We start from the raw sequence: 26,983 nt of genomic DNA, 5'->3' as shown, positions 1-26,983 counted from the left end.
TTGCTACCGGCAGCCTCGGACGCCGCGATGATCTGCCGGAGCTCGGCCTCCGGGTCGGCCGCGACCGCAGTCGCGGTCAGCACGGCCGGGTCACCGTTCACGAGCCGGCGCGCATGCCCTCGATGTCGGACGCATTGTCCCGGGATGTCACGGTTCATGTGGTGTACGTCGTTCGACCCTGGCCTACTGGTCGTTGGCTCCGGCGCCCTCGTTCTCCTCGCCTCCGCCGTTGCCTCCGGTGTTCTCGCCATTGCCTCCAGTGTCGCCACCGGTGTCGCCGGTGTCGCCATCGTCGCTCGAGGTCTCGGTGTCGGTCGGCGCGGCGGTGGTCGGGTCCTCGGTGGGGTCGGTGGTCTCCTCGGTGCTCGTCTCGGTCTCGGTCGGCTGGGCCGAGGTGGTCGGCTCGGTCGCGGGGCCGCCGTTCCGGGTGGGTGTGGGGGTGGTCTTGCGGGGTCGGTCGGTGTGGTCCTGCTTGCGGGTGGTGGCCGGGGTCTCGCTGGTCTTGACGATGGTCGAGGGCTGGCCGGCGCCGGGCGCGGTGCCGCCGGTGGGGTCGTCGCCGAACAGGTGGAAGGGATCGGCCAGGGCGATCGCGGCTGCCGCGCCGAGGAGCAGCAGCACCGTGGCGATCACGGTGAGCAGGGCTCGTTTGCGCCGGGGACCGGTGGGGTCGGCGGGCGGTGGGAGTTCCGGGTCATCGATCGCCGGGCGGCCGAGCGTTTCGGCGGAAGCCGGGATCGTGACTGCCATGGTGTGGCCGTCCCGGGCCGGTCCGGGTGGGAGGTCGGGGTGGCGCGGGGCGCCGACCATGGCGCGGGCGGCGAACGCTCCGGCGGGGACGGCGGTCCGGGTGGTGGCCGCGGTTTCAGCGGTCCGGGCTGTCCCGGTCCCGTCGGTCGCGTTCGTCCCGGCGGTCCCGGCGGTTCCAGTGAATCCGGCGGTCCCGGCTCCGGCGGTTCCATTGGTTTCAGCGGTCCCGGCGGTTCCAGCGGTTCCGATTGTCCCGGCAGTCCCCGTCCTCCCCGCGGCGGCCTGTTCCGTGGCGGCGAGGTTGGCCGCTGTCGCGAGCAGGGCGGTGGCGGCCCCCGGCCTGAGCGCGATGCCGTCCGCCGCCGACTCGGCGGCGGCGGCCATGGTGGCGGCCGACGGGAAGCGCTCGGCCGGATCCTTGGCCAGGGCGATGCCGACCAGGTCGCGGACCGGGCGGGGTATCTCCCGTGCCAGCGGCGCGGGCTCGTCCGTCACGTGCTGGAGCGCCACCGCGAGCGGGTTGTCCCCGAGGAACGGCGGACGCCCGGCCAGGCAGTGATACGCCACCGCGCCCAGCGCGTAGATGTCCGCGGCCGGACCGGTGGCCCGCTTGGACACCTGCTCCGGAGCGATGTACAGCGCGGTGCCGACCACCTCGCGCGCCCCGGTCAGGGTGACCGAGTTCGCCGACCGGGCCACTCCGAAGTCGACCAGCACCACCGTCCCGTCCGGCTCGATGATCAGGTTGCCCGGCTTGACGTCCCGGTGCACCACCCCGGCCTCGTGCGCGGCCTGCAGTGCCCGTCCCGCCTGCGCCACCACCGACATCGTCTCGGCCACGGTGAGCTGCCCGCGGTCGGCGAGCAGCCGGTTCAGCGGCTGCCCGGCCACGCGCGCCATCACCAGGAAGGCGCCGTCCTCGGTCTCCCCGAAGTCGTACACCGGCACCACGCCCGGATGCCGCAACGCGGCCATCGTCCGGGCCTCGTGCTGGAACCGGTTCAGGAACCCGGAATCCGCCCCGAGCCCGCCGAGCAGGGTCTTCACCGCGACCGGACGGCCCAGCACGGTATCGGTGGCCGCCCAGACCTCGCCCATGCCACCGGCCGCGATCCGTTCGTCCAGCCGGTACCGTCCGCCGAGCAACTCTCCGGGTTGAGGCATGCGTCTTCCTCTACCCAGGAGTGTCCCGGCCTATCCGCCCTCCCTTCCCGGCCCGGTCTGCTCGCCATCCGCGGTCACCCTGTCCCCGCCGTGCCTCTCCGCGCTGCCGATCGGTCCTGTGCCGGACCGATCCGTGCCGCGCTGTTTCGGCCAGCCGCCGGGGTCAGTCGCCGACGTAGAGGATGGCGTCGATTTCGATGTCGAAGCCGACCAGGGGGACCGGCAGGGTGGTGCGGACCGGGCGGTTCTCGCCCTTGATGTACTGCTGGTAGATCTCGTTCATCGCCGCGAAGTCACCGAAGTCCCGCAGGTAGACCCCGACCCGGACGGCGTCGTCCAGGCTCGCGCCGGCCGCCTCGGCGACCGCCGCCAGGTTGCGGAACGCGGCGTGCGCCTGCTCCGCGAAAGTGCCGGTCACCCATGTCCCGTCCGGCAGGGCCGGGACCGCGCCGGCCAGGTAGATGGTGTCGCCGGCCACCACCGCGTGCGAGTACGGGCCACCGACCGGTGCCGCCTTGTCAGTCATCACAGCGCGCTTGGGCATCAGGAACTCCTAGGTTGGTTGGTTCTCGGGAACTGTTCGGCCAGCCCGTCCACGCCCACCAGGGGCGTGGCGAGCAGGTCACGGATGTGGCGCGCGCGGTCGGCCAGAGCGGCGCGCTGCGCGTCGGTGAGCGGGACCCACGGCGGCGGCGGGCCGGGCAGGCACGGGGTCAGCAGCCGCCCGGCCACATAGGTCGCCGTGTTCACCAGCCGCATCGGCGCGATCCGGACCTGCCGGTGGGCGTCGGCGACCGGGAACTCCTCCTCGCGCACGTCGAAGACCGCCAAGTCCGCGGGGGCGCCCACCGCGAGCGTCCCGCCGGGCAGGCCCAGCGCCCGGGCCGGATGCCGGGTGGCCGCGGCGAACACCTCGTCCAGCGGGATCCCGGCTGCCAGCAGCTTGGCCATCGTGGTGGGCAGATCGAAGACCGGCCCGTACAGCGAGCGCGCGTGCAGGTCGGTGGAGACGGTGTGAGGACGCAGACCGGCGTCCAGTTGAGCCGCCAGCACGTCGAAGGCGAAACCGCCGGAGCCGTGCCCCAGGTCGAGCAGCACCCCGCGCCCGGCCGCCGCGCGCACCGCGGGCCCGAGTGGCGCGGCGATGCCACTCGCGCAGTGGGTCACGATGTCACCGGGGCGCAGCAGGTCGAGGACCTCGTCGAGCTCCGGCGGAGCGGCGCCGATGTGGACCATGACCGGCACCCCGCAGGACTCCGCGGCGGCCAGGCCACGGCGCAGGGGCTCGACTCCGTTGTCGCCAACGGTCTCCCGGTCGACGCGCACCTTGATCCCGCGGATCAGCTCGCGATGCGCCTGAATGGTGTCGATCGCCAGCGCGACGTCGCAGTTGGCCAGATCCCGGCTTTCGCCGGTGCGCCCGGCCAGGCCGACAGCGGAGATGTTCAGCAGCGCGGGCACGCGTACGGTCGCGGTGGCCGCGACCCGGCGCAGGCCATCCAGGGTGTACGCCCCGGCGGACCCGGCGTCGACCCAGGTGGTCACCCCGGAACACCAGGCGATCGGGTCCGGGTCGATCCCCCAATAGCCCGGGCCCACGTGGGTGTGCGAGTCGATCAGGCCCGGTGTGACGAGCCGTCCGGTGACGTCCACCGTCTGGCGCGCGTCGCGAGGCAGGTCCCGCCCGATCGCGGCGATTCTCCCGTCGCGGACCCCGACGTCCACCATCCGGCCGCCGGCCAGTGGCCCACCGCGCAGCGACGCTTGGCCGCCCGGTTCTCCTCCGCCCGTCGGCAGCGAATGATCGGTCGGTGCCGTTTCGCTGGTCAGCGCCTCGGTGGTCAGCACCGTCCCGCCCGTCAGCGCCTCGGCGGTCAGCACCGTCCCGCCCGTCAGCAGCAGGTCGTAGGTCATTGGCTGCCGCCCGTGGTCAGGGCGGCCTGGATCGCCAGCCGATAGAGCCGGGTGGGACGGCCCTTCTGATGTGGCTGGGCGCTGCCCTCGCCGGCGACCAGACCGGCCTCACCGAGTTTGCGGATCAGGCGGCGCCCGCTCGGATCGGTGATCCCCAACGCGCGAGCCAACTCCCCGGGGGTGATCGGGCGGCCGCCGAGTGAGCGCTCCAGTGCTGCCAGCCGGGACATCGTGGCGGCGCTCAGCCCGGCGCGGCCGGCCAACTCCTCCAGGCCGCCGTGCTCCCGATAGGTATAGGTGAGCGGTGGCCCCGCCGAGCCGATCGGGCCGATCATCACACCGTCGTCAGTGATCAGATAGCCGGCTGCGGGACCGTCTCGCTCGGCACGATCCGCCGCCTGCTCGGCCAGCGCCACGCTGCCCCGTGCCGACGCCCCGATCCCGAAGCCGACCGCGGTGTCACCGATCACCACACCGCTGCTCGGCACGGCGTGGCCCGTCGTGCCGTCGTCGCCGTCGTCAGGCGGCGCCGAGTCGTCGCCGGCGTCCCGCGGATCCGCTGGCGGGCGGGCGCCGTGGAAACCGGTCGCCTCGCCGAGCGGGAGCCGGAGCCAGTGCCGCGTCATGGTCTGGAAGACACCGGCCGGCGCGAAGGCGATCACCGCTCGTGGCCCGTGGTCGTCGATCCAGGCGTCGGCCAGCTCGGGCAGCTCGGCAAGGGCCCGGCGCAGAGCCTCTCGGGCGCCCGGCACCGGGGCACGGAAGACCGCTGCGGCGAACCGTTGCTCGTCCGCCCGGCGGCCGCGCACCCGCAGGACCAACTCGTGCAGGTCGGCTCGGATCGTGCCGGGGGTGGCCACCGCCTGCAGCACAGCGGTCCGCCCGTCCAGCGCGGCGGCCACGGCGGTGCGTGCGGTGATCACGTACGGCGCGGCGGTGTCGTCGAGTCGCTCGCGGTGGAAGGCGACCACCTCGGCCACCGGTTGCTCCGGTCGGAACGGGAGGGAGGCGATCGCGGATCGGTCGAGCTCGAGCGCGGCAGCCACCTCGGTGACCGTCTCGTCGGGGAAGGTGTCGATGCTGACCGGAGTCGCCGGCCAGCCGTTGCCCCGCGCCCGTGCCCAGGCGAGGGCCAGGTCGAGTGCCGCGGATCGGGTCACCGCCACCGGCAGGCCCGGGGGCAACAGGTCGCGGGCCCGTGCGAAGGGAAGCAGGCCGAGCAGCAGCCCGTCCAGCGTGCCGGTGGACAGGAGGTCGCCGACCCGGTCGCGGATCTCCTCCTCGCGCTCGTAGACCGCCCAGGCGAAGGAGACGCCGGTCAGCGTGCGAGCCGCCTCGGCGAAACGGCCGCGCTGACCGGAGTGGACCACGACTCCGATGATCATGGCGTCTCCTCTGGTGGTTCGTATGTGGCTCGTAGTAGCCTCCAGGAAAACGCGGGCCAGGTCAAGGAGGCACCATGAACGAGCTACTTACGAGCCTGTTCCCGACGCCTGCCCGGATCCAGGCATGGGGTGACGGCTTCGCGCTCGACCCGGCGACCCCGCTCGACGCCGGTCCCGAGCTGACCGAGGTGGCCGGCTGGCTGCGCGGCACGCTGAGCCCGGCCACCGGCTGCCACCTCCCGCCCGGCCCTGGCGGCATCCACCTGCGGATCGACCCGGCCCTCCCGGCCGAGGGCTACAGATTGGACATCCGGCCAGCCGGCGTGGACCTTCACGGTGGCTCCGCAGCCGGCGTCTTCTATGGTCTGCAGACCCTGCGGCAGCTGCTTCCGCCAGCCACGTTACGCCGCGCCGGTCTCGCCGACGGCCCGTGGACGCTGCCCGGCGGCCGGATCGAGGACGCGCCGCGCTTCGGCTGGCGCGGCGTCATGCTCGACGTCGCGCGCCACTTCATGCCGGTCGCCGACGTGCTCCGACTGATCGACCTGATCGCCTTCCACAAGCTCAACGTTCTGCATCTGCATCTGACCGACGACCAGGGCTGGCGTATCGAGGTGCCGGGGTGGCCGCGACTCACCACGGTCGGCGCCTGGCGTCCGGCCACCATGCTGGGGTCCCGGCAGCACGAGCGTTATGACGCCCGTCCGCACGGCGGCTTCTACGCCGACGACGACCTGCGGGAGATCGTGGCGTATGCCGCGGCCCGTCACGTCACGGTGGTCCCGGAGGTGGACATGCCCGGGCACATGCAGGCCGCGATCGCGGCCTACCCGGCGCTCGGTAATGGTTTCGCCGGTGCGGTCCGCAGCTCCTGGGGCATCTCGCCGCACGTGCTCAATCTGGGACCCGGCGCCGTCGACTTCTGCCTCGCGGTGCTCGACCACCTCTGCGACCTGTTCCCCAGCGAGCTGATCGGGATCGGCGGCGACGAGTGCCCGGCCGACGAGTGGCGGGACAGCCCGATCGCCCAGGCCAGAATGCGAGCCGAGGGCCTGGCCGGACCCGAGCGATTGCAGTCCTGGTTCACCGCCCGGCTGGCCGGGCGTCTGGCCGCACGGGGCCGCCGGGTGTTCGGCTGGGACGAGATCCTGGCCGGTGGTGCGCCGCCCGGGGCGGTGATCGCCGCCTGGCGGGGAGCCGGGCCCGCCGCCCACGCGGCCCGTGCCGGGCATGCCGTCGTCTCCTGCCCCGACACCGCTGTCTACCTGGACTATCGGCAGTCCGACGACCCGGCCGAGCCGACCCCGGTGGGCACCCAGCTCACCCTTGCCGACGTCCACGCCTTCGATCCGATCCCGCCGGGCCTCACCCCGGAGCAGGCCGGCCGGATCCTCGGCGGGCAGGCCAACCTCTGGACCGAGCACATGGAGTCCGCTCGCCGTGTGGACTACCAGGCGTTTCCCCGGCTCTGCGCGTTCGCCGAGACGGTCTGGGGCCCGGCTGAGCGCGACTTCGCCACGTTTTCCGCAGGGCTGCCCACCCACCTGAGGCGGCTCGACGCCCTCGGGGTGAACTATCGGCCACTCACCGGGCCCCGGCCCTGGGACGCGCGACCGGATGCGCCCGGCCATCCTCGTACCGTCAGTGATCGTCTCGCGGAATTGCGCGAGATGACCGCGGACCTGACGCAGGCACCCGCATGATCGCCGTTGATCGCGTCGCGCGGATCGGTCGCGGCGCCCGGTCGGGCCGCGGCACGCGGTCCGGATCAGGGCAGACGGCGCAGCAGCAGGTGCGCGAGACGCAGCGGTCGTCCGGTGCGGGTGCCGGTGCTGTCTCCGCCGGCATTCCACACCTCGGCGAGCACCGCCTGCACGAAACCCCAGGAGACGACCCGTTCGACAGGCATGCGGAGCCCGTCCGCGAGCTGTTCGATCCGGGCCGGCACCAGTTCGAGGACGGTGTCGTCGTCATCCATCGGGTCCGGGTTGTAGAGCATCGCCCCGATCTCGTAACCCGGGTCGCCCACCACGCCGTGCGGATCGATCACCAACCACGGTTCACGGCCCGCGGTGAGGACGTTGTCGTGATGCAGGTCGCCGTGCAGGACGACTCGCTCGGACGCGGTGGCGCACAGTTCGGTGAGCAGTCGCCCGGCCAGCTCGACCAGGTGCCGGGGCAGCGGATCGTCCGCCGGGAAACGGAGCAGGTGTTCGTCGAAGGACGCTCGCCGCGCGGCGAGTTCGGGGAGCGCGATGCCGGGCGGCGCCGGCCGGTGCAGGCGGTGCATGACGTCGATCAGCGTGGCGGTGGCGGTCTCGTCCCGATCCGGCACCAGCGATCGCGCCTGAACTCCGGGTGTGGCCTCCTCCAGGAGCACGGCACCTCGCGCGGCGTCGCGGGCGAGTACCGTGACCGCGCCGCGCCCGCCGAAGAACTCCAGTGCGGCGACCTCGTGCGTGAGATGTTCCGACTCCGGCACACCCATCTTCAGCACGGCGGCCGACCCGTCGGCGCGGTGGACCCGGGTCACCCAGTTCAGGCTCAGCGGATAGGTGCGGTCCAGGCGGAGATCCCAATCCCGCAGCACCTGATTGGCGATCTCCGGGAAATCGGCCAGCCACCGGGTTCCGGCGAGGCCCCAGCAATCCATGACCCGGCGCTGGAACGTGCCCGGCAGGGCGATCTTCACCATGCGAGCAGTCTGGCAATCGGCGACAAGACCACGACCGAGGAAGGGCGAGGGCGATGATCGACTGGCGGAGCAAGGGCTTCTGGCTGCCACACGACACTCGGACCGCCGAGCAGGTCGCGGCGGAGCGGCCGAGCATCTTCGGCGGAGGCTTCACCTGGCCGCTCCTGGTGGTGCGGCGTGACGCGGTGGAGGCGAACATCGCTGCCATGGCCGCCTACTGCCGGCAGCATGGGTTCGACTTCGCGCCGCACGCCAAGACGACCATGGCACCCGGCCTGTTCGACGCCCAGCTGCGTGCCGGCGCGTGGGGGCTGACGGTGGCGACCGCCAATCAGGCCCTCGTGCTGCGGCGACTCGGTGTGCCGCGGGTGTTGATCGCCAACCAGGTGCTCGATCCGGCCGCGCTGGGTTGGCTGGCTGCGGAGAGCGCCGCGGGCTGGGAGGTGTATTTCCAGGTCGACTCGGTGGCCGGGGTGAGGGCGGCGGGCGCGGCGGGCGGGGCACGGGTGCTGGTCGAGTTCGGCCATCCCGGCGGGCGGACCGGGGTGCGCACACTCGATCAGCTGGTCGAGGTGGCCCGAGCCGCCGTCGCCGAGCCAGGTGTCGAACTCGTCGGCGTGACCGGATACGAGGGACAGATCGCCGAACAGCCGGGGGTCGACGCCTACCTCGACCTGTTGGTGGCCGGATTCGAGCGGCTGGCGGAGGCCGGGTTGCTGCCCGGGCAGCCGATTGTCTCGGCCGGTGGGAGCGCGTGGTTCGACCGGGTGACCGAGCGGCTGGCCGGCCTGTCGGCGCGGGCACGGCTGATCCTGCGCAGCGGCGCGTCGGTCACTCACGACGACGGCTTCTATCGGGAGCGGACGCCGTTCACCCGGGTGCCCGAGGACGGCATGCTGGTGGCGGCGCTGGAGATCTGGGCGCAGGTGCTGTCGGTGCCCGAGTCAGGGTTGGCGCTGGCCGGGATGGGTAAGCGGGACGCTCCGTTCGACGAGGGGCTGCCGGTGCCGGTGGAGATCCGGCGGGCCGGCGGCGCCCCGGGCCAGGAAACCGGCGGTGTCGCCGGGGCGGACGTGTTGCCTGCCGACGGTTTGCGGGTGACCCGGCTCAATGACCATCACACCTATCTGGAGACGGCCGACGGTGTCGAGCTGGTGCCGGGTGATCTGGTGCGGTTCGGGATCTCGCATCCGTGCACCGCGTTCGACAAGTGGCGGGACATTCCGGTCGTGGACGAGGAGCGGCGGGTGGTGGACGTGCTGCACACCTACTTCTGACCCGTTGGAAAGCGAGCGACAGGCGGAGCCGATGTGGGGAGACTGCGCTTCATGACGGAGACACTCACCCTCTGGCGGCCCACCGGGCCGAAGGAGCTCGATCTGGTGCGGGCATCGGGATGGCGGCGGTGGCCGCCGCGGCTGCCGGACCAGCCGATCTTCTACCCGGTGCTCAACGAGGACTACGCCGTCATGATCGCTCGGGATTGGAACGTGCCCGCTTCGGGCGTGGGGTTCGTGACCAGATTCGAGGTGGACGCGGCGTTTGCGGCTCGCTATCCGGTGCGGCAGGCGGGCGGGGACACGATTCTCGAGCTGTGGGTGCCCGCCGAGGAGCTCGAGGAGTTCAACGACCACATCGTCGGGACGATCGAGGTGGTCCGCGAGTTCAGGTGACGGTTCGCCGCGGGCCGGCGAGGTGGGCTCGTCGAGTGTCGTTCCGGTGCTCGCCCGTGGGTGGTTTCGACAGGCGGACCCTGTGCCAGGGAGATAGGGGAGGGAGTCGCCTCGGCGGGGGATGTTGCGGAAGATCGAAGCTACTTATCCTATTTGGGAGGTTTTGCCTACTCGCTGGAGGGGTTCCTCTTGCCTGTTTTTCGCGCAGCCAGTTATGCAGATCATGCCGGTCAGGCCTCTTCCGGGAGCGCTGATGAGCGCGCACTCCGGGATGACGGCGGTCGAGATGACGCCGGTGCTGGGGATGACGCCGGTGGTACTGGGGACGCCGGTGACCGGGCGGGGCTGGCCGGTCAGGTCAGTCCGGCGGTTGCCTCGGACATCCACGTCGCTCCGAGGATTCCCGTTGCGAGGGGCACCCGGGCAGTCGGGGCGGCCAGGCCGCGAGGCGGTGCTCGGGTGGACCGGGACGGCCGGGCGGCGGCTGCCCCGGTGGTGGTGGAGATTCCGGTGAGCCGGGACGTGCCGACGTCTGGGCAGCCGGTGGGAGGCGACGGGCCGGTGGCGGATCGTCCGGCGAGGACTGTGGGTCGGGCGGGAAGCGTGCCGGGTGGGCATCCGGCTTCGATCCGGCAGGCATATCCCCAGCAGTCGGGAGCCCCCGTGCCGGTGCCGACGCCGAGAGCACACGCGGAGGGTAGTGCGGGCCGGTCGTCCGGGGCCGAGGTGAACCGGCCGGCCGACGACAGCCCGAGCCGCTCAGGTAGGGATGGGCCGGACCGGCAGCCGCAGGAAAGGGTGGTCCGGCAGGGCGGAGCCGGGGAGGAGCAGCCGCTTGGGGTTGGGGTGGTCCGGCAGGGCGCAGCCGGGGAGGAGCAGCCGCGCGGGCTTGGGGTGGTCCGGCAGGGCGCAGCCGGGGAGGAGCAGCCGCGCGGGCTTGGGGTGGTCCGGCAGGGCGGGGCCGGGGAGGAGCAGCCGCTCGGGGTTGGGGTGGTCCGGCGTGGTGGGGCCGGGGAGGAGCGGCCGCTTGGGGTTGGGGTGGTTCGGCGCGCGGGGGACAGGGCGGGCCGGCAGGTTGGGGAGGTGGCTGGCCCGGCGGGCGGAGGTGACACCGGCCCGCCCAGGCCGAACCGGCCGAAGTGGCGGCTGGACAGCGAGATGGGGCGGCTGGGTGCGGACGGCACGGAGGTTTCCCAGACGCCGTGGTGGCCTACCGAGCAGGGTCTCACCGAGCGGCTCCCGACGCCCGAGACCCGGCACCAGCGGCGACTGGCGATCACCGCGCTCCTGGTCAGCCTGCTGGCGCTGGCCGGCAGTGCCGCGACCGGGCTGCTGCTGCACCGGCTGGCCGCCAAGCCGATGGAGATGCCGGAGACGAGCGCAACGGCCGCGCGGGCCACGGTGGGGCCGCTGGTGACGTACGCGAAAGAGGCCCTGAATGTGCGGATCGGCTGTGCCGCGCTGGTCTACCTGGACCTCGACGAACCTCGCGTCGGGGTTGCCGAGCAGGGCGCCGACCTGCGCTATGACAGTCGGTGCGGTAACGGGCCGGCCCGGCTGACGCTGGCGATCGGCTCGGTGGCCGGCAGCAGCGTGGCGAACGGGAGCCTCGACGCGGCCGGGTGCCTGCGGGCGATCCGGACCGGGCCGCTGGGGCCGGGCGTCGAGGTGGAGGTCCGGAAAGGCGCGGCGCTCTGCGTGCTGACCGCCGCGGAGCCGGCCCGATTGGTGCTGGTGGAGATCAGCGAGGTGGGTGGCACCGGCGCGGCGAGCCTGAGAGCCACCTCCTGGCTGGCTCCGACGTGAGGCGGGCGGATGCGGCGGAGTGAAGGGACGAACGGAGCGGCTCAGGGACAGAGGCGCAAGGAGGCGGGCGGCTGGGCGGGAGAGGCTGGCGGCGCGACGAGAGGGCGGGCGGCGTGAGGAGAGCCAGGGGAGGGGGCTCGAGGCTGGTGGCAGGTGCGCAAGAGAGACAGCCGGCTGGGACGAACAGGGCTAAACCGGCCCGTGGGACGGGCGCCGACGTGGTGCTGACAGAATGTCGGGTGCGCCCCGCGAAACTCGGTTAGGAGTCGTTTCCGTGATCAGGACCCATGACGCCGGCAGCCTGCGTGCAACTGACGCCGGCACGACGGTGACGCTCGCCGGTTGGGTGGCCCGCCGGCGTGACCACGGCGGTGTCATCTTCGTCGACCTGCGGGACGGCTCCGGCGTGGTGCAGGTGGTCTTCCGCGAGGAGGACGCGCACGCGCTGCGCAACGAGTTCTGCGTCAAGGTCGTCGGCGAGGTCAACGCCCGCCCGGCCGGCAACGAGAACCCGGAGCTCGCCACCGGCGCGATCGAGGTGGTCGCCAGCGAGCTGACCGTGCTCTCCGAGGCGGCCCCGCTGCCGCTGCCGATCGACGACACGATCACCGCCTCCGACGACATCCGCCTCAAGTACCGCTACCTGGACCTGCGCCGCTCCGGCCCGGCCAAGGCGCTGCGCCTGCGCAGCCGCGCCAACCAGATCGCCCGCGAGGTGCTGCACGCCCGCGACTTCAACGAGATCGAGACGCCGACCCTGACCCGGTCGACGCCGGAGGGCGCCCGCGACTTCTTGGTGCCGGTCCGCCTGCAGCCCGGCACGTGGTACGCGCTGCCCCAGTCCCCGCAGCTGTTCAAGCAGCTGCTGATGGTGGCCGGCATGGAGCGCTACTACCAGATCGCCCGCTGCTACCGCGACGAGGACTTCCGCGCCGACCGGCAGCCGGAGTTCACCCAGCTGGACATCGAGATGTCGTTCGTCACGCAGGACGACATCATCGAGCTGGGCGAGGAGATCGTCTCGAAGCTCTGGAGCGAGCTGGCCGGCTACGAGATCCCGCTGCCGATCCCGCGGATCACCTGGCACGACGCGATGAACCGGTACGGTTCCGACAAGCCGGACCTGCGCTTCAACCTGGAGCTGACCGAGCTCACCGACTACCTGCGCGGCACCGAGTTCCGGGTGTTCGCCGGGGCGATCGACGCCGGTGGCTACGTGGGCGCCGTCGTGATGCCGGGTGGCGCCGCGCAGACCCGCAAGGAGCTGGACGGCTGGCAGGACTGGGCGAAAGCGCGGGGCGCCCGCGGCCTGGCCTACGTCGTGCTCGACGCGGAGACCGGCGCCCCGCGCGGCCCGGTCGCGAAGAACCTGTCCGCCGCTCACCTGGAGGGGCTGGCCGACGCGGTCGGCGCCAAGCCGGGCGACGCGGTCTTCTTCGCCGCCAGCACCGACCGGCGGGAGGCGCAGGAGCTGCTCGGCGCGGCCCGCATCGAGATCGCCAAGCGCGCCAAGCTGATCGACGAGGACGCCTGGGCGTTCTGCTGGGTCGTCGACGCTCCGATGTTCGAGCGGACCGACGACGGTGGCTGGACCGCCGTCCACCACCCCTTCACCTCGCCGAACGAGGAGTGGCTCGACAAGTTCGAGACCGCCCCCGACCAGGCGCTCGCCTACGCGTACGACATCGTCTGCAACGGCAACGAGATCGGCGGCGGCAGCGTCCGTATCCACCGCGGTGACGTGCAGAGCCGGGTCTTCGACCTGCTCGGCATCACCCCGGAGGAGGCGCAGGACAAGTTCGGCTTCCTGCTCGAGGCGTTCAAGTACGGCCCGCCGCCGCACGCCGGCATCGCGCTGGGCTGGGACCGCGCCTGCATGCTGCTCGGTGGGTTCGACTCGATCCGCGAGGTCATCTCGTTCCCGAAGAGCCGCGGCGGCTTCGACCCGCTGACCGGTGCGCCGACCCCGATCACCGCGCAGCAGCGCCTGGAGGCCGGCGTCGACGCCAAGCCGAAGGCGACCGCCGGCACGCCCGGCACCGACGGCCAGGCCGTCCCGGTGGAGCGTTCCAACTAGCCCTGTCGACAGTGGTGGCCCCGCGTGAGGATGCGGGGCCACCACTGTTTTGTGAGACTGGTCCGCGTGGAGCCGACCATCGTCCAGTGCGCCGAGCAGCCCTACGTCGGGCGCCGCGAATCGATCACCATGATCGAGTTCGCCCGCGTCGCCGATCACCTGCCCACCATGTTCGCCGGCTTGGCGCAGCGCGGCGTGCGGGTCACCGGCGCGCCGTTCTTCCGCTATCGCGTGATCGACATGGCGGCGGAGATGGTCGTCGAGGCCGGCATCCCGGTCGCCGGCCCGGTTCCGGTGGATCCGCCCCACTTCGTCGACACGCTGCCCGCCGGCCGCTACGCCACCGTCACCCATGTCGGCCACCCCGATCAATTGATGAGCGTCACCGCCCGCCTGCTGGATTGGGCCCAGCGCAAGGGCCTGAGCTGGGACATGACTCCGACGCCGACGGGTGAGCGCTGGAACGCCCGCGTCGAGATCCTGATGACCAACCCGGCCGAGCAGCCCGACATGCACAAGTGGGAAACGGCCCTGCTCTTCAAACTGGCCGATTGACACCCATTTCGTACGCCTGTCACCTCCCCGGGCATCGCAGCGCGCCCACCCCACCCCGCCCGTGGCCACCCGCGAGCGCCGCCCGCTCCAGACCCGCCCGGCGACCGCCGGGCGGCATCCGTGGTCCCTCCACAATTCCTTTGCACAACTTCTATGCACAGTTATTGTGGATCCATGGCCGACGATCTCACCCAGGTACACCTCTCCGGCCGGCAGATCCGCGTGCTGGCGCATCCCCTGCGCCTCCGGCTGCTCGGCCGGCTCCGGCTCGCCGGCCCGGCCACCGCCACCCGGCTCGCCGCCGACCTGGGCACCAACACCGGCGCGACCAGCTACCACCTGCGCCAGCTCGCCGAGGTCGGCCTGGTGACCGAGGAGGACCGTGCCGGTGGCGGCCGGCAGCGGTGGTGGCGGGCCGCGCACGACATGAGCAGCTGGCGGCGCAGTCACTACGAGGGCGACCCGGAGGCCACCGCGGCCGCCGAGTGGCTGGAGGCGTTCCAGGTCAGCCGCTTCGCCGAGCTCGCGCAGAACTGGCGGCGCGCGCTGCCGGACGAGCCGGCGAGCTGGCAGGAGACCGCCGAGATCTCCGACTACCTGCTGCACCTGGGCTCGGCGCAGACCCGGGCCATGCTCCGCGAGATCGAGGAGGTCGTCGACCGGTACCGGCGCCTGGGTGCGGACGCTCCCGGCCCCGACGCGCGGCCGGTCGCCCTCTACGTCGCCGGTCTCCCGCGGATCGAGGGCGGGACGTGACAATGGGCGTACGCGAAATCCGCCTCCGGTATCTGTTCTTGATCGTGGTCCGCTGGCTGCCGGTCGGCCTCACCGTGCCGCTGACCACGCTGCTCCCGCTGGACCGGGGGCTGACGATCGCGCAGGCCGGCGTGACCGCCGCCGTCCAGGGCATCACCGTGCTGGTCCTGGAGCTGCCCACCGGTGGGCTGGCCGACGCGCTCGGCCGGCGCCCGGTGCTGCTGATCGCCGGCGCGGTCAACCTGCTCTCGCTGACCGTGATGTGCTTCGCCGGCACTGTCGCCCTGTTCGCGCTGGCCTGGTTCCTGCAGGGCGTCTTCCGCGCGCTGGACAGCGGGCCGCTCGACTCCTGGTATGTCGACGCGTCGCTGGCCGCCGACCGGACGGCCGACCTCGAGACCGGCCTGAGTCACGGCTCGGTCGCGTGCAGCCTGGCCGTCGCCGCCGGGGCACTGGTCAGCGGTGGCCTGATCTGGCTCGGTCCGATCGGGGCAGTGGGCGCGCTGACCGAACCGTTGCTGGTCGCCCTCGGTCTGAGCGCGGTCAGCACGGTGGCGGTGGCGCTGCTGATGACCGAGGAGCGCACCGCCCGGGGGCCGGCGGCCTGGATCGCCTCGGTCCGCGGCGTGCCGGTGGCGATCGGCTCGGCGCTCGGCCTGGTCCGCCGCTCCCGGGTGGTCCTCGCGCTGATCACGGTGGAGCTGCTGTGGAGCTTCGGCATGGTGACCTTCGAGAAGCTGATGCCGATCCGGCTCAGCGAGGTGCTCGCCGACCAGGACGCGGCCGCCGCGCTGATGGGCCCGGCCAGCTCGGCCGCGTGGGGCGCCTCGGCGGCCGGCGCGGCGCTGATCCCGCTGCTCGTCCGGCGGATCGGCGCGCCGTGGACCGGCTTCGCGCTGCGGATCCTGCAGGGCCTGACCATCGTCGGGATGGGGCTGCTGGCCGGCCCGGCCGGGGTGATCATCGGCTTCCTGCTCACCTACACCGTGCACGGCGCGGCCAACCCGGTGCACGCCGGCCTGCTGCACCGTCAGGCCGCGGGGGAGTACCGGACCAGCCTGCTGTCGCTCAACTCGATGGTCGGCCAGCCCGGCTTCGCGGTCGGCGCGATCCTGCTGACCGCGTTCGCACAGTGCGTGAGCGTCAGCGCGGCGATCGTGGCCGGTGGTCTGGTGCTCGCCGCGGCCGCCCCGCTCTATCTGGTGAAACCCAAGTTTCGGGGACCCATCGATACGGGTACCAGCCCGACATCGGCTCTCACCCCCGGAGGAACCTGATGCTCGCCATCGCCGCCGCCGTCGTCTTCGGCATCTACCTGCTCGCCGACCTGCTCGACACCAACTTCGGCGCTCCCGATCTGTTCAACTTCTCCACCATGGCGTCGCTCGGCCTGCTGCTGCTCGCTCTCTACCTGGCGGGCGTCGGCAGCGGCCCGACCTTCGGCTCCGGCTCCGGTTCCGGCCGCCGCTTCTACGGCCGCCGCCCCGGCCGCGGCTGAGTTTCAGCGCTCTTCTCCGGCCCGCGCGCACACGCTCAGTAGCGGTGCGTTAGCGGGCCGGGAGCGTGTCCACAGGTGGCGAGGTCGCATTTCGGATCGGCCCCGGACGGCCGGTACTGTCGGTTGCGATGGAAATGGACGGGCTCTTCTCACTCGCGCAGCCGGGCCGATCGACGGAGGCCCCGGCCGCCGGATTCGGCACACCCGCGGCGGACGCCCCCCTTCCCGTCCGGATGCGCCCGGCCAGCATCGACGAGCTCGTCGGGCAGCAGCACCTGCTCGCCCCCGGTGCGCCGTTGCGGCAGCTGGTGACCGGGTCCAGCCCGATGTCGGTGATCCTCTGGGGGCCGCCCGGCACCGGCAAGACCACCATCGCGCACCTGGTCGCGCACGCCACCGACCGCAAGTTCGTGGCGATGTCCGCACTCACCGCCGGGGTGAAGGACGTGCGCGCGGTGATCGACACGGCCCGCACCGAGCGCCGGCGCGGCGGCCCGCCGACCGTCCTGTTCATCGACGAGGTGCACCGTTTCAGCAAGACCCAGCAGGACTCGCTGCTCGCCGCGGTCGAGGACCGCACCGTCACGCTGCTCGCCGCCACCACCGAGAACCCGTACTTCTCGGTGATCTCGCCGCTGCTCTCCCGCTGCGTCCTGCTGACCCTGCAGGCCCTGCGGGAGGACGACGTCCGCCGGTTGATCCGGCGCGCGATCACCGATCCGCGCGGGCTGGGCGGCGCGGTCACCGTGTCGGCCGAGGCGGAGGACCATTTCGTACGGCTGGCCGCCGGCGACGTGCGCAAGGCGCTGACCGCCGTGGAGGCCGCCGCCGGTTCCGCGCTCGCCCAGGGCGCCACCGAGATCGACCTGGCCACCGCCGAGCGCGCGGTCGACGTGGCAGCCGTGCGCTACGACCGGGACGGCGACGCGCACTACGACGTGACCAGCGCGTTCATCAAGAGCATGCGGGGTAGCGACCCGGACGCCGCCCTGCACTACCTGGCCCGGATGATCGTGGCCGGCGAGGACCCGCGGTTCATCGCCCGGCGCATCGTGATCTTCGCGAGCGAGGACGTCGGGATGGCCGACCCGCAGGCCCTGCTGGTGGCCACCGCCGCGGCTCAGGCGGTGCAGCTGATCGGCATGCCCGAGGCCCAGCTCAACCTGGCCCAGGCGGTGGTGCACATGGCCACCGCCCCCAAGTCGAACAGCGTCACCACGGCGATCGGCGCGGCCATCACCGACGTACGGGCCGGCCGGGGTGGACCGGTGCCGAACCACCTGCGCGACGCGCACTACTCCGGCGCGCGTGGTCTTGGTCACGGTCGCGGTTATCGGTACCCGCACGACGACCCACGAGGTGTCGTCCGGCAGCAGTACGTCCCCGACGATCTCGTCGGCACCGACTACTATCGGCCGACCGAGCACGGGGCTGAACGCGCCGTGGGCGAACGGGTGCCGCGTCTGCGCCGGATCGTGCGGGGGCTGGGTCCCCGTGCCGCTTCGGCGATCAGCACGGACCGCGCGGCGGGTGGTGCTCCGGGCCCGGATGCGTCACAGTCGCCGGTGGCCGCCGGTTCGGCGGACCCGGCGGCCGGCGGCCCGGTCGCCACGTCGGCGGAGCCGGCGGTGACCGATCCGGCGTCCGGTGGTCCGGCGGTTGCCGCTCCCGCGGAGCCGCCGGCGGCGGATCCGGGTTCGGCGGGTGGTTCCGGGCCGGTGGCGGATCCGGGGCCGGTGGACGGATCCGGGCCGGGCGGGCTCGCGGGTCCTCCGGGGGCGGTGACGGGATCGGGTGCGGCGGCGGCCGGGCCGGATGCCGAGGGTGACGTGATGCGGTCAGACGAGAGCGGCGACGCCGCCGGGAAGGAACAGCCGTGACTCCGCGCGGAGCCGAACGGCCCGACGACGACGCCGGGCAGGGCGGCGGCAAGAAGGGCCGCCGTTTCGGGCGTGGCCGCGCCGAGCAGCCGGCCGAGCCGGTCGAGGTCCCGCGCGAGGAGACCGGCTGGCTCGACGACCTGTGGACGGCCAAGGAGCAGGGCGGCGCGATCGGCCCCGGTGCCGCGCCCGGCGAGGCCCGCACCAGCAAGTCCGGCCGGATGGCACCCGGCCCGGAGGACCGCCCGGACGAGGACGGACCGGTCTTCGGCGCCGGTTTCGATCACGACGAGCCGGCCGGTGACGGCCCGGCCGCCCGGCCTGTTGGCGGCCCCGCGCCCGGCTGGCAGGCCGGCTCCGGTGAGTACTCCGGTCCGGTGCAGCGGCAGCCCGCGCCCGGCTGGCAGGCGGGCTCCGGCGAGTACACCGGTCCGGTGCAGCGTCCCGGTCCGGTTGCGGGTGGTCCGGCAGGCGGGGCGGCGGTTCCGGGAGCGGTCGGTCCGGGGCAGGCACCGCCGGTCCGCCGGATGGGGCCGGGTGGCCCCGGTCCGCAGGGACAGCCCGGTCCGCAGGGACAGCCCAGCCCGCAGGGGCGCCCCGGGCCGCAAGGACAGATGCCGCCCGGCGCGGTTCCGCCCGGCCATCGGGGTGGTCCGGTTCCCGGTGGTCAGCCGGTGCCCGGTCAGATGTCCGGTCCGATTCCCGGCCAGACGCCGGCCGGTGGAGCGCCGGGGCGGCCTGGTCCGCAGGGTCCGATGCAGCCTGGGCAGATGCCGCCCGGAGCGGCGCCGGGGCGGCCCGGTCCGCAGGGTCCGATGCCGGGTGGGCAGGTGCCGCCCGGTCAGCGTGGTGCCGGCGGGCAGCTACCGCCGAATCCCGTGTCGCCCGGTCAGATGCCGCCGGGCCGGACTCCCGCGGCGGCGGTGCCGCGCTCCGGTAACGCTCCGGAGATCCCCGGCGCGCGTCCCGCGCCGGATCCGCGAGGTGCGGCGCCTGTCGATCCGCGTGGCGCGACTCCCGGTGATCCTCGTGCGATGACTTCCGGCGTACGCCCGGTCTCTCCCGGAATGCGCCCGACGTCCCCGGCCGGTCCCGCCCGGGATCGGTTCCGGGGTGACGCCGGGCGGGTGGACGCCCAGCAGTCCGGTCCGATCCCGCCCGCCGTCTATCAGACCGGCCCGATCCCGCCGTCCGGTGCCGGCGTGCCCGGCGGCACCGTGCCGCCCAGCGTCTACCAGCCCGACCCGGTCCCGCCGAGCGTCTATCAGACCGGCCCGATCCCGGGCGCCGACCAGGACAGCCGAGGCGGCCGTGGCCAGGCCGGCGGAGGCGCCCCGGGTGAGCCCGCCGAGCGAACCAGCCGCGGACGCAACCGCCGGGCCCGAGCCGAAGCCGCCGGCCAGCCCGGTGTCTACGGCACCGCCGGCCCGGTCTCCGGCGCACCCGGTGGCACGCAGCCCGGTGGTTACGGCGGCCAGCCCGGTGCCGGTGGCCCACAAACCGCCCACCCGGGCCCCGGTGGCGCTTACGGCCGGCCCGGCGCCGGTGGGCCGGAAGGCTCCTACGCGGCCCCGGACGGCACTTACGGCGGACGCGGACCGCGACCGGTCTCCGGTGCGCCGGCCTCGCATGCTGCTCCGTCACACGCCGCCTCGGACGGGTCCGCGGGTGCCGTCGGCGGGATGCGTGGTGGTTCGGCACGTCCGGTCTCGGGTGCGCATGCCGCGCCGGAGGGTCCCGGCGGGGTCCGTGGTGGCTCGGCACGTCCGGTTTCGGGTGCGCATGCCGCGCCGGAGGGTCCAGGCGGGATGCGTGGTGGTTCCGCGCGTCCGGTTTCGGGTGCGCATGCCGCGCCGGAGGGTCCCGGCGGGGTCCGTGGTGGTTCCGCGCGTCCGGTCTCCGGAGCGCACGCTCAGCCGGATGGTGGGGCCGGGCACCGGGCCGGGCATGCCGCCGTCCCGGAACAGGGCACCGGGCGGCATGAGGCTCCGGACACAGGCCCCGGCGCGGGTCAGCGCGGTCCCGGCGCCCCGGGCACCGGTCAGCGGATGCCGGCCGGTGGGCCGGGCACCCCTCAGCGCCGGCCCGGTCGCCCGGGCGCTGTCCCCGGTGGTCCGGGTGGACCTGCCGGACCCGGTGGTCCCGCTGGACCCGGTGGTTCCGGCGGCTCTTTCGGCCCGGGCGGTCCCGGTGGACCTGCTCGTCCCGGTGGGATGCCGGGCCGGCAGGGTGAGGTTCCCGGTGGCGCGCCGGGCGGGGCACAGGGGCCCGACCAGCCCGGTGGACCCGGCAACGTGCCCGGTCCCCGGCGGATCGGTCCCGGTGACGGCCGGCCGATCCGGGCCGCGGCCGTGGTACCGCCGGTCGTGCCGGGCCGGCAAGGCAAGCGTGCCCCGGCAGTTCCCGGTCGCGCGGGTGCGATGGCGGAGAGCACCTCGGGTGTCATCCAGCGTCCCGCCCCGCGCGGCGACAACGGTCAGCTTCAGCCGGACGAGGACGGCTTCACCACGGACCGGCGTGCGGTCGAAACCGGACAGCCCGGCGTGACCCCCGGTGGCGCCGTCTCGGTGCCGGGACAGGCGGGTCCGGGTCGGCGTGGTCGCGGCGAGGCACCCGGCGGCCGGATTCCGGCCGATTCGTCCTTCGCTGACCTGGTCGGCGCGCCGGCCGAGCCCGGCTCCGCCGCCGGCCGAGGCGCTCCCGACCAGAGCCAGGGCTTCCCGGCAGGCATGGCCGCTCCCGGTCAGAGCCAGGGCTTCCCGGCAGGCATGGCCGCTCCCGGTCAGAGTCAGGGCTTCCCGGCGGGCATGGGTGGCCCGAATCAGAGTCAGGGCTTCCCGGCAGGTATGGGCGCTCCCGGTCAGAGTCAGGCCTTCCCGGCGGGCATGGGTGGCCCGAATCAGAGCCAGGGTTTCCCGGCGGGGACGGGCGGCCCGGGTCAGAGCCAAGCCTTCCCGGCGGGCATGGGCGATCCGGAGCAGAGCCAGGGTTTCCCGGCGGGTGCCGATGGCCCCGAGGCTGGCCAGGGCTTCGCGTCCGGCATGGGTGGGCCCGAACAGCCGACTTCGCGTGGTCGCCGCCGCCGTGCGGTCCCGGAGCAGGGCCGCGGCCCCGCCGGTCCGGAACAGAGTCAGGGCTTCGCGGCCGGGACCGGCGTTCCGGAACGGGGCATGGCCAGCGGGCCTGTCTCGCCGGCGTCCGGACGCCGTGGAGGCAAGCCGGCGGCCGGCGCCGCGCGGGTCGGTGCCGCGGGTGCCGCCGCGGTGCCCGGTCCGGGTGGTCCGGGCACCGGCTCGGCACGGGTCCCCGGCAGCGGTCCGGCGGGTGTGCCCGGCAGTGGTCCGGCGGGTGTGCCCGGTCGCGGTCCGGCGGGAGGGCCGGGTGGCGGTCCGGCGGGTGGACCCGGTGGCGGTCCGGCGGGTGGACCCGGTGGTGGCCCGGCGGGTGTGCCCCGTGGCGGCCCCGTGGGTGGGCCCGGTGGCGGTCCGTCGGTGGCGCCGGGCAACGCTCCGGGGAATGCTCCGGCCCGTGGCCGCGGGAATGGCCCGGCCGGCGCGCGGGGCAACGGCTCGGCCCGGGTGCCCGGCGCCGCGAGTGTGCCCGGGAACGGCCCGGCCGGCCCGGGACGTGGGCAGGCCCCGGCGGGGGCACCCGGTCAGGGCGGACCCGGCGGTCCGGAGGCCGACGGCCCCGGCGGCATGCCGCGCGGCGCCGGATCGGCTGCCGCCGCGGAGGCCGGTGACCACAGCGGCATGCCACGAGGCGCGGCGGCCGCCAACGGCCCGGCCGCCCCCGGTCGTGCCGCTGCCCCGGTGCCGGGAGGCGGATCGGGACGCGGTGCTGCCACCGTGCCCGGGGATGGCCAGGGTCGTGGTGCAGCGAGCGTGCCCGGAGACGGTCCGGGCCGTGGCGCTGCCAGCGTGCCCGGTAGCGGTCCGGGTGGTCCGGGTCGCGGCGCTGCCAGTGTGCCCGGTAGTGGCCCTGGTCGCGGCGCTGCCGGTGTGCCGGGTAACGGTGCGGGCCGTGGTGCGGCGAGTGTGCCCGGTAGCGGTCCGGGTGGTCCGAATCGCGGTGCTGCCGGCGTGCCCGGTAACGGTCCGAACGGTCCGGGTCGCGGCGGTGCCGGCGTGCCCGGTAACGGTCCGGGTGGTCCGGGCCGCGGCGCTGCCAGCGTGCCCGGCAGCGCGGCCTCGGCAGTCGTGGTACCCCGAGGAGTCGGCTCGGCTTCGGTGCCGGGAACCGCGTCCGTGCCCGTCCCGGGCAGCGCACCGGAGGACGGCTTCGGCCCGGACGACGGCTTCGCACCCGGCGACGCCCCCGCGAACAGCCCCCGGGACGGGTTCGCGAACGGCTCCGGGGACGGGGCTGCCGACGGCCCCGCGGACTGGGCCGGTGACGGAGCCGGGGACGGCTCCGCGGACTGGGACACGCCGGAGGACTGGGACGGCCCGGAGGACGGGCTCGGTACCGGACACGGGACCGGGACGATCGCGGTGGCCAGGGTGGGCGCTGCTCCGGGCGTACCGAAAAAATCCGGAAGCGACAGCGAACCCGGCGGCGAACCGGAGGGTGGCCTGCGCGGTGAGCTGCGGCAGAGGCTGCGCACCCAGCGGCGCCTGCGGCTGATCACGCTGTCCACACTGGCGGCCGTGGTGCTGCTGGTGCTGCCGGCCTTCTTCGGGCTGCGCGCGATGGCCGACGACCCGGTCTTCGCGTCCCTGGACGCGCTGGACGTGCCGGCCTGGGCGGCCAAGAACCCGCAGGACGTGGCGACCAGCAGCCGCTGGTGCTTCATCGAGTGCCGGCTGCGGGAGCGGCTGGCCGAGTCGGAGCACCCGTTCAAGGAGACCGCGCAGGCCTACACCACGGCGCTGGAGGAGGCCGGGTGGAAGCGCTGGCAGGTCAAGGGCTGCCCGGAGACGAAGGTGCCGGCCGACAACGGCGTCTACTCGTGCTGGAAACGTGACGAGTTCAACCTGGACCTGCTGGTCAGCCTGCCCGGCTGCGCGGTGGACCAGGTGGCGCAGGAGGCGGTGCCGCCGGCCGGCACCGACGCGGCCGAGGCCGGCCGGGCCGGCGTCGGCAAGTGTGAGGGCTCCACGGTCAGCCTCAAGGTGCAGTACGAGATCGGTGACGAGCGCGGCAAAGTCGACAAGAACCCGGGCCCGGTCGGGGTGACCCCGGATCCGACGCTGGACGACGCCGATCCACTCTTGGAGCCGACACCCCAGGCGTCGTGAAGCGGGTGGTGGTCACGGACGGTAGGGTCTGCACGTTGTCCCCGCCGAATCCGTGACCACCCGAAGAGGAGACGCGCTTAATGAACGCCGGAGAAATCGCTGGTCTGATCGCGGCGGGCGCCTTCCTGATGCTCGTTCTCGTGCTCACCGTGCCGATCCTGAAGCTGGGCCGCACCGTGGACGCCGCCACCCGGGCGATCAATGAGGTGACCGACCGCACCGGGCCGTTGCTCGGCAACGTGAACACCACGGTGGAGAATGTGAACACCGCGCTCGGCCAGGTCCAGGTCTCTTTGGACGGCGTGAACCTGCAGCTGGCCAAGGTCGACACGATGACCGAGCACGCGCAGAACATCACCGCCAACGTCGCCAACCTGGTCACCGTGGCCTCCGCCGCGGCCGCCAACCCGCTGGTCAAGGTGGCCTCGTTCGGCTACGGCCTGCGCAAGGCGACGGCCGCCCGCCGGCACGCCGAGGAGGACCGCGAGGTCCGCGCTGAGATCAAGCAGCGCCGCCGGGCGCGTCGCTGAACCCAGGTACAGAGGGGATCGCCGTCATGAAACGCCTGCTCTGGCTCGGTGTCGGCCTGGCCGTCGGCGCCATCGTCGTGCGCAAGCTCACGCAGAAGGCCGAGGAGTTCACGCCCACCGGGATCGCCACCTCGCTCTCGCAATCCGCTGGCGGGCTCGTCGAGTCGGTGCGTAGCTTCGTGGAAGACGTCCGCGACGGCATGGCCGAGCGGGAGGAACAGATCCACGAGGCGTTCGCCGAGGGGGTTCTGTACGAGGATAAATTCGCCGAGCTGCGCGAGGACACGCAGCCCGGTTCGCAGGAGGGAAATCGATGAAGACGGCGGAAGTCAAGCGGCGCTTTCTGGCGCATTTCGAGGCGAACGGGCACACGGTGGTCCCGAGTGCCCCGCTGCCGGCCATCGACGACCCGAACCTGCTGTTCATCAACGCCGGCATGGTCCAGTTCGTGCCGTTCTTCCTGGGCCAGCGCACCCCGCCGTACCAGCGGGCGGCGAGCGTGCAGAAATGTATCCGGACGCCGGACATCGACGAGGTCGGCAAGACCAGCCGGCACGGCACGTTCTTCCAGATGAACGGCAACTTCTCGTTCGGCGACTACTTCAAGGCGGGTGCCATCCCGCTGGCGTGGGAGCTGTCCACGAAACCGGTCGAGCAGGGCGGTTTCGGGCTCGACCCGGAGAAGATCTGGGCGACCGTCTACCTCGACGACGACGAGGCCATCGAGATCTGGAAGCAGACCGGCCTGCCCGCCGAGCGGATCGTGCGCCGCGGCAAGAAGGACAACTTCTGGTCGATGGGCATCCCCGGCCCGGCCGGCCCGTGCTCGGAGCTCTACTACGACCGCGGCCCGGACTACGGCAAGGAGGGCGGCCCGGAGGTCGACGAGGACCGGTACCTGGAGTTCTGGAACCTGGTCTTCATGCAGCACGAGATCACCGACGTGACCTCGAAGGAGGAGTTCCGGATCGTCGGTGACCTGCCGAAGCAGAACATCGACACCGGCATGGGCCTGGAGCGCATCGCGTCGATCCTGCAGGGCGTCGACAACCTGTACGAGATCGACGAGGTCCGCCCGATCCTGTCCCGCGCGGCCGAGATGACCGGCAAGAAGTACGGCGCGCACTCCGGGCACGCGGCGAACCAGAGCCACCCCGACGACGTACGCCTGCGGGTGATCGCCGACCACGTGCGCACCGCGCTGATGCTGATCGGCGACGGCATCGTCCCGTCCAACGAGGGCCGTGGCTACGTGCTGCGCCGGATCATGCGCCGGGCGATCCGGGCGATCCGCCTGCTCGGCTGGCAGGGGCCGGCGTTCACCGAGCTGCTGCCGATCGCGCGGGACTGCATGTCGCCGTCGTACCCGGAGCTGGCCGAGGAGTTCGGGCGGATCTCCACGTACGCGTACCAGGAGGAGGAGACCTTCCTCGGCACGCTGCGCTCCGGCACCACGATCCTGGACACCGCGATCAGCGAGACCAAGACGTCGGGTGGCCGGCAGCTCTCCGGCGACAAGGCGTTCCAGCTGCACGACACGTACGGCTTCCCGATCGACCTGACCCTGGAGATCGCGCAGGAGCAGGGCCTGTCGGTCGACCAGGAGGGTTTCCGGCGGCTGATGGCCGACCAGCGGGCCCGGGCGAAGGCGGACGCGGCGGCGCGCAAGACCGGCCACGCGGACCTCTCGGCGTACCGTTCGGCGCTGGACGCCGGCGGCAACGTCGAGTTCACCGGTTACCAGGAGATCTCCCGTGAGTCCCGGGTCCGGGCGCTGATCACCGATCGGGGCCGGGTCGAGGTGGCCGGCGAGGGTGACTTCGTTGAGCTGGTGCTGGACACCACCCCGTTCTACGCGGAGGGCGGTGGCCAGCAGGCCGACACCGGTGTGATCAAGGTGGGCAGCGGCCAGCTCGAGATCGTCGACGTGCAGCAGCCGATCCCCGGCCTGATCGTGCACAAGGCCCGGGTGATCCGCGGTGAGGTGCGCGAGGGCGAGTCCGGCCTGGCCGAGATCGACGTGACCCGCCGTAAGGCGATCTCCCGGTCGCACACCGCGACCCACCTGGTCCACCAGACCATGCGCAACTTCCTCGGCGAGTCGGCGACCCAGGCGGGTTCGCTGAACGCGCCGGGCCGGCTGCGGTTCGACTTCCACACCCCGGGCGCGGTCAACCCGTCGGTGCTCTTCGACGTCGAGCAGCAGATCAACGAGGTGCTGCTGCGTGACCTGGAGGTGCACGCGTTCGTCACCTCGCAGGAGGAGGCGCGCCGGCTGGGCGCGATGGCGCTGTTCGGCGAGAAGTACGGCGACGAGGTCCGGGTCGTCGAGGTCGGCGACTACGCCCGGGAGCTGTGCGGTGGCACCCACGTGTCCCGGTCCGGCCAGCTCGGCCTGGTGAAAATTCTCACCGAGTCGTCGATCGGCTCCGGGGTGCGGCGGGTCGAGGCCCTGGTGGGCATCGACGCGTTCGGCTTCCTGGCCAAGGAGCACCTGCTGGTGTCCCGCCTGGCCGACCTGTTCCGGGTGCCCGGCGACCAGGTCGCCGACCGGGTCGAGCAGACCGTCACGGCGCTGCGCGACGCGGAGAAGGAGCTGGAGAAACTGCGGGCGCAGATGGTACTGGCCGGGGCGAGCGCGCTGGTCGACCAGGCGAAGGACCTGCGCGGGGTGGCCTACGTCGGTACCGAGGCGCCGGAGGGCGCGGGCGGCAACGACGTGCGCACGCTGGCCCAGGACATCCGCGGCAAGTTCGACCCGGCCCGTCCGGCGGTGGTCGCGGTGACCGCCCGCTCGGGTGGCAAGGCGACGCTGATCGTGGCGATCAACGCGGCCGCGAAAGGCCGCGGCCTGTCCGCCGGTGACCTGGTCCGGGGCGCGCTGTCCGGCCGGGGCGGCGGCAACGCCGACCTGGCGCAGGGCGGTGGCGTGCCGGCGGCCGAGGCGCCGAACCTGCTGGCCGCGGTCGAGAAGGCGCTGACCGAGGCGAGCTGAATCGTCTGAGTGCGTTCTGGTAAAGGATCCGTCGCGCAGCGCGACGGATCCTTTCCTTTTTCTTG

General features: G+C 73.2%; 19 protein-coding genes. 14 read left to right on the top strand and 5 right to left on the bottom strand.

All coding sequences use genetic code 11. The features are described from left to right. Positions 1 to 183: 183 nt before the first annotated feature. The 4 genes from Actob_RS33880 to Actob_RS33865 all read right to left on the bottom strand — a co-directional run bounded on the left by Actob_RS33880 (position 184) and on the right by Actob_RS33865 (position 5,213). Positions 184 to 1,914 carry a serine/threonine-protein kinase gene (locus Actob_RS33880; protein ID WP_284915961.1) on the bottom strand — a complete coding sequence of 577 codons (1,731 nt, stop codon included), beginning with the start codon at positions 1,912 to 1,914 and terminating at the stop codon, positions 184 to 186. 163 nt (positions 1,915 to 2,077) lie between these two features. Beyond that, positions 2,078 to 2,458: a RidA family protein gene (locus tag Actob_RS33875; RefSeq protein WP_284915959.1), complete on the bottom strand. Its 381-nt coding sequence runs from the start codon at positions 2,456 to 2,458 to the stop codon at positions 2,078 to 2,080. Next, positions 2,458 to 3,828, bottom strand: a complete 1,371-nt coding sequence (locus Actob_RS33870; RefSeq protein WP_284915957.1) for an amidohydrolase family protein — start codon at positions 3,826 to 3,828, stop codon at positions 2,458 to 2,460. The genes Actob_RS33875 and Actob_RS33870 overlap by 1 nt, the downstream gene beginning before the upstream one ends. After that, positions 3,825 to 5,213 (bottom strand): helix-turn-helix domain-containing protein, encoded by a 1,389-nt coding sequence (locus Actob_RS33865; RefSeq protein ID WP_284915955.1) that lies wholly within the window; start codon positions 5,211 to 5,213, stop codon positions 3,825 to 3,827. The genes Actob_RS33870 and Actob_RS33865 overlap by 4 nt, the downstream gene beginning before the upstream one ends. Positions 5,214 to 5,287: 74 nt before the next feature. Here Actob_RS33865 and Actob_RS33860 point away from each other — a divergent pair, with 74 nt between their 5' ends. Then, the gene (locus Actob_RS33860) at positions 5,288 to 6,916 is read left to right on the top strand and encodes a beta-N-acetylhexosaminidase (protein ID WP_284915954.1); all 1,629 of its coding nucleotides are present in this window, start codon (positions 5,288 to 5,290) and stop codon (positions 6,914 to 6,916) included. A gap of 65 nt (positions 6,917 to 6,981) precedes the next feature. On the opposite strand, the gene Actob_RS33855 is transcribed toward Actob_RS33860, so the two are convergent. Beyond that, positions 6,982 to 7,908, bottom strand: a complete 927-nt coding sequence (locus Actob_RS33855) for an aminoglycoside phosphotransferase family protein (RefSeq protein WP_284915953.1) — start codon at positions 7,906 to 7,908, stop codon at positions 6,982 to 6,984. Positions 7,909 to 7,961: 53 nt separating this feature from the next. Here Actob_RS33855 and Actob_RS33850 point away from each other — a divergent pair, with 53 nt between their 5' ends. The 13 genes from Actob_RS33850 (at position 7,962) to alaS (ending at position 26,918) form a co-directional block, all read left to right on the top strand. Then, a complete protein-coding gene (locus Actob_RS33850; protein ID WP_284915952.1) occupies positions 7,962 to 9,185 on the top strand; it encodes an alanine racemase in 1,224 nt (407 codons plus the stop codon). A gap of 51 nt (positions 9,186 to 9,236) precedes the next feature. Continuing rightward, on the top strand, positions 9,237 to 9,581 hold the full coding sequence (locus tag Actob_RS33845) for a hypothetical protein (RefSeq protein WP_284915951.1): 345 nt from the start codon (positions 9,237 to 9,239) through the stop codon (positions 9,579 to 9,581). Positions 9,582 to 10,664: 1,083 nt separating this feature from the next. Further along, complete coding sequence (locus tag Actob_RS33840) at positions 10,665 to 11,387, top strand: hypothetical protein (protein ID WP_284915950.1); 723 nt, start codon at positions 10,665 to 10,667, stop codon at positions 11,385 to 11,387. 274 nt (positions 11,388 to 11,661) lie between these two features. Further along, positions 11,662 to 13,464 (top strand): aspartate--tRNA ligase, encoded by a 1,803-nt coding sequence (aspS, locus tag Actob_RS33835; RefSeq protein ID WP_284915949.1) that lies wholly within the window; start codon positions 11,662 to 11,664, stop codon positions 13,462 to 13,464. 66 nt (positions 13,465 to 13,530) lie between these two features. Then, positions 13,531 to 14,019, top strand: a complete 489-nt coding sequence (locus Actob_RS33830; RefSeq protein ID WP_284915948.1) for a GyrI-like domain-containing protein — start codon at positions 13,531 to 13,533, stop codon at positions 14,017 to 14,019. Positions 14,020 to 14,193: 174 nt separating this feature from the next. Beyond that, the gene (locus Actob_RS33825; RefSeq protein WP_284915947.1) at positions 14,194 to 14,775 is read left to right on the top strand and encodes a helix-turn-helix domain-containing protein; all 582 of its coding nucleotides are present in this window, start codon (positions 14,194 to 14,196) and stop codon (positions 14,773 to 14,775) included. A gap of 2 nt (positions 14,776 to 14,777) precedes the next feature. Then, a complete protein-coding gene (locus Actob_RS33820) occupies positions 14,778 to 16,052 on the top strand; it encodes an MFS transporter (protein ID WP_284915946.1) in 1,275 nt (424 codons plus the stop codon). After that, positions 16,052 to 16,273 (top strand): hypothetical protein, encoded by a 222-nt coding sequence (locus Actob_RS33815; protein WP_284915945.1) that lies wholly within the window; start codon positions 16,052 to 16,054, stop codon positions 16,271 to 16,273. The genes Actob_RS33820 and Actob_RS33815 overlap by 1 nt, the downstream gene beginning before the upstream one ends. Before the next feature lie 128 nt (positions 16,274 to 16,401). After that, positions 16,402 to 18,153: a replication-associated recombination protein A gene (locus tag Actob_RS33810; RefSeq protein WP_284915944.1), complete on the top strand. Its 1,752-nt coding sequence runs from the start codon at positions 16,402 to 16,404 to the stop codon at positions 18,151 to 18,153. A 4,229-nt stretch (positions 18,154 to 22,382) separates the two neighbouring features. Next, positions 22,383 to 23,393 carry a hypothetical protein gene (locus Actob_RS33805; RefSeq protein WP_284915943.1) on the top strand — a complete coding sequence of 337 codons (1,011 nt, stop codon included), beginning with the start codon at positions 22,383 to 22,385 and terminating at the stop codon, positions 23,391 to 23,393. Positions 23,394 to 23,473: 80 nt separating this feature from the next. Then, a complete protein-coding gene (locus tag Actob_RS33800) occupies positions 23,474 to 23,923 on the top strand; it encodes a DUF948 domain-containing protein (protein WP_284915942.1) in 450 nt (149 codons plus the stop codon). Positions 23,924 to 23,949: 26 nt separating this feature from the next. Continuing rightward, complete coding sequence (locus Actob_RS33795) at positions 23,950 to 24,240, top strand: hypothetical protein (protein WP_284915941.1); 291 nt, start codon at positions 23,950 to 23,952, stop codon at positions 24,238 to 24,240. Beyond that, on the top strand, positions 24,237 to 26,918 hold the full coding sequence (alaS, locus tag Actob_RS33790; protein WP_284915940.1) for an alanine--tRNA ligase: 2,682 nt from the start codon (positions 24,237 to 24,239) through the stop codon (positions 26,916 to 26,918). The genes Actob_RS33795 and alaS overlap by 4 nt, the downstream gene beginning before the upstream one ends. Positions 26,919 to 26,983: the final 65 nt, after the last annotated feature.

This window comes from Actinoplanes oblitus (genome assembly GCF_030252345.1).
GTDB classification, from domain to species: domain Bacteria; phylum Actinomycetota; class Actinomycetes; order Mycobacteriales; family Micromonosporaceae; genus Actinoplanes; species Actinoplanes oblitus.
The sequence above is the reverse complement of the archived record's forward strand: the minus strand, read 5'-3'. Positions and strand labels throughout refer to the sequence as shown.

Coding starts and splice junctions, on each gene's coding strand:
- Actob_RS33880 (WP_284915961.1), bottom strand. CDS start 1,914: ATGCCTCAACCCGGAGAGTTGCTCGGCGGACGGTACCGGCTGGACGAA.
- Actob_RS33875 (WP_284915959.1), bottom strand. CDS start 2,458: ATGCCCAAGCGCGCTGTGATGACTGACAAGGCGGCACCGGTCGGTGGC.
- Actob_RS33870 (WP_284915957.1), bottom strand. CDS start 3,828: ATGACCTACGACCTGCTGCTGACGGGCGGGACGGTGCTGACCGCCGAG.
- Actob_RS33865 (WP_284915955.1), bottom strand. CDS start 5,213: ATGATCATCGGAGTCGTGGTCCACTCCGGTCAGCGCGGCCGTTTCGCC.
- Actob_RS33860 (WP_284915954.1), top strand. CDS start 5,288: ATGAACGAGCTACTTACGAGCCTGTTCCCGACGCCTGCCCGGATCCAG.
- Actob_RS33855 (WP_284915953.1), bottom strand. CDS start 7,908: ATGGTGAAGATCGCCCTGCCGGGCACGTTCCAGCGCCGGGTCATGGAT.
- Actob_RS33850 (WP_284915952.1), top strand. CDS start 7,962: ATGATCGACTGGCGGAGCAAGGGCTTCTGGCTGCCACACGACACTCGG.
- Actob_RS33845 (WP_284915951.1), top strand. CDS start 9,237: ATGACGGAGACACTCACCCTCTGGCGGCCCACCGGGCCGAAGGAGCTC.
- Actob_RS33825 (WP_284915947.1), top strand. CDS start 14,194: ATGGCCGACGATCTCACCCAGGTACACCTCTCCGGCCGGCAGATCCGC.
- Actob_RS33820 (WP_284915946.1), top strand. CDS start 14,778: ATGGGCGTACGCGAAATCCGCCTCCGGTATCTGTTCTTGATCGTGGTC.
- Actob_RS33815 (WP_284915945.1), top strand. CDS start 16,052: ATGCTCGCCATCGCCGCCGCCGTCGTCTTCGGCATCTACCTGCTCGCC.
- Actob_RS33810 (WP_284915944.1), top strand. CDS start 16,402: ATGGAAATGGACGGGCTCTTCTCACTCGCGCAGCCGGGCCGATCGACG.
- Actob_RS33800 (WP_284915942.1), top strand. CDS start 23,474: ATGAACGCCGGAGAAATCGCTGGTCTGATCGCGGCGGGCGCCTTCCTG.
- Actob_RS33795 (WP_284915941.1), top strand. CDS start 23,950: ATGAAACGCCTGCTCTGGCTCGGTGTCGGCCTGGCCGTCGGCGCCATC.
- alaS (WP_284915940.1), top strand. CDS start 24,237: ATGAAGACGGCGGAAGTCAAGCGGCGCTTTCTGGCGCATTTCGAGGCG.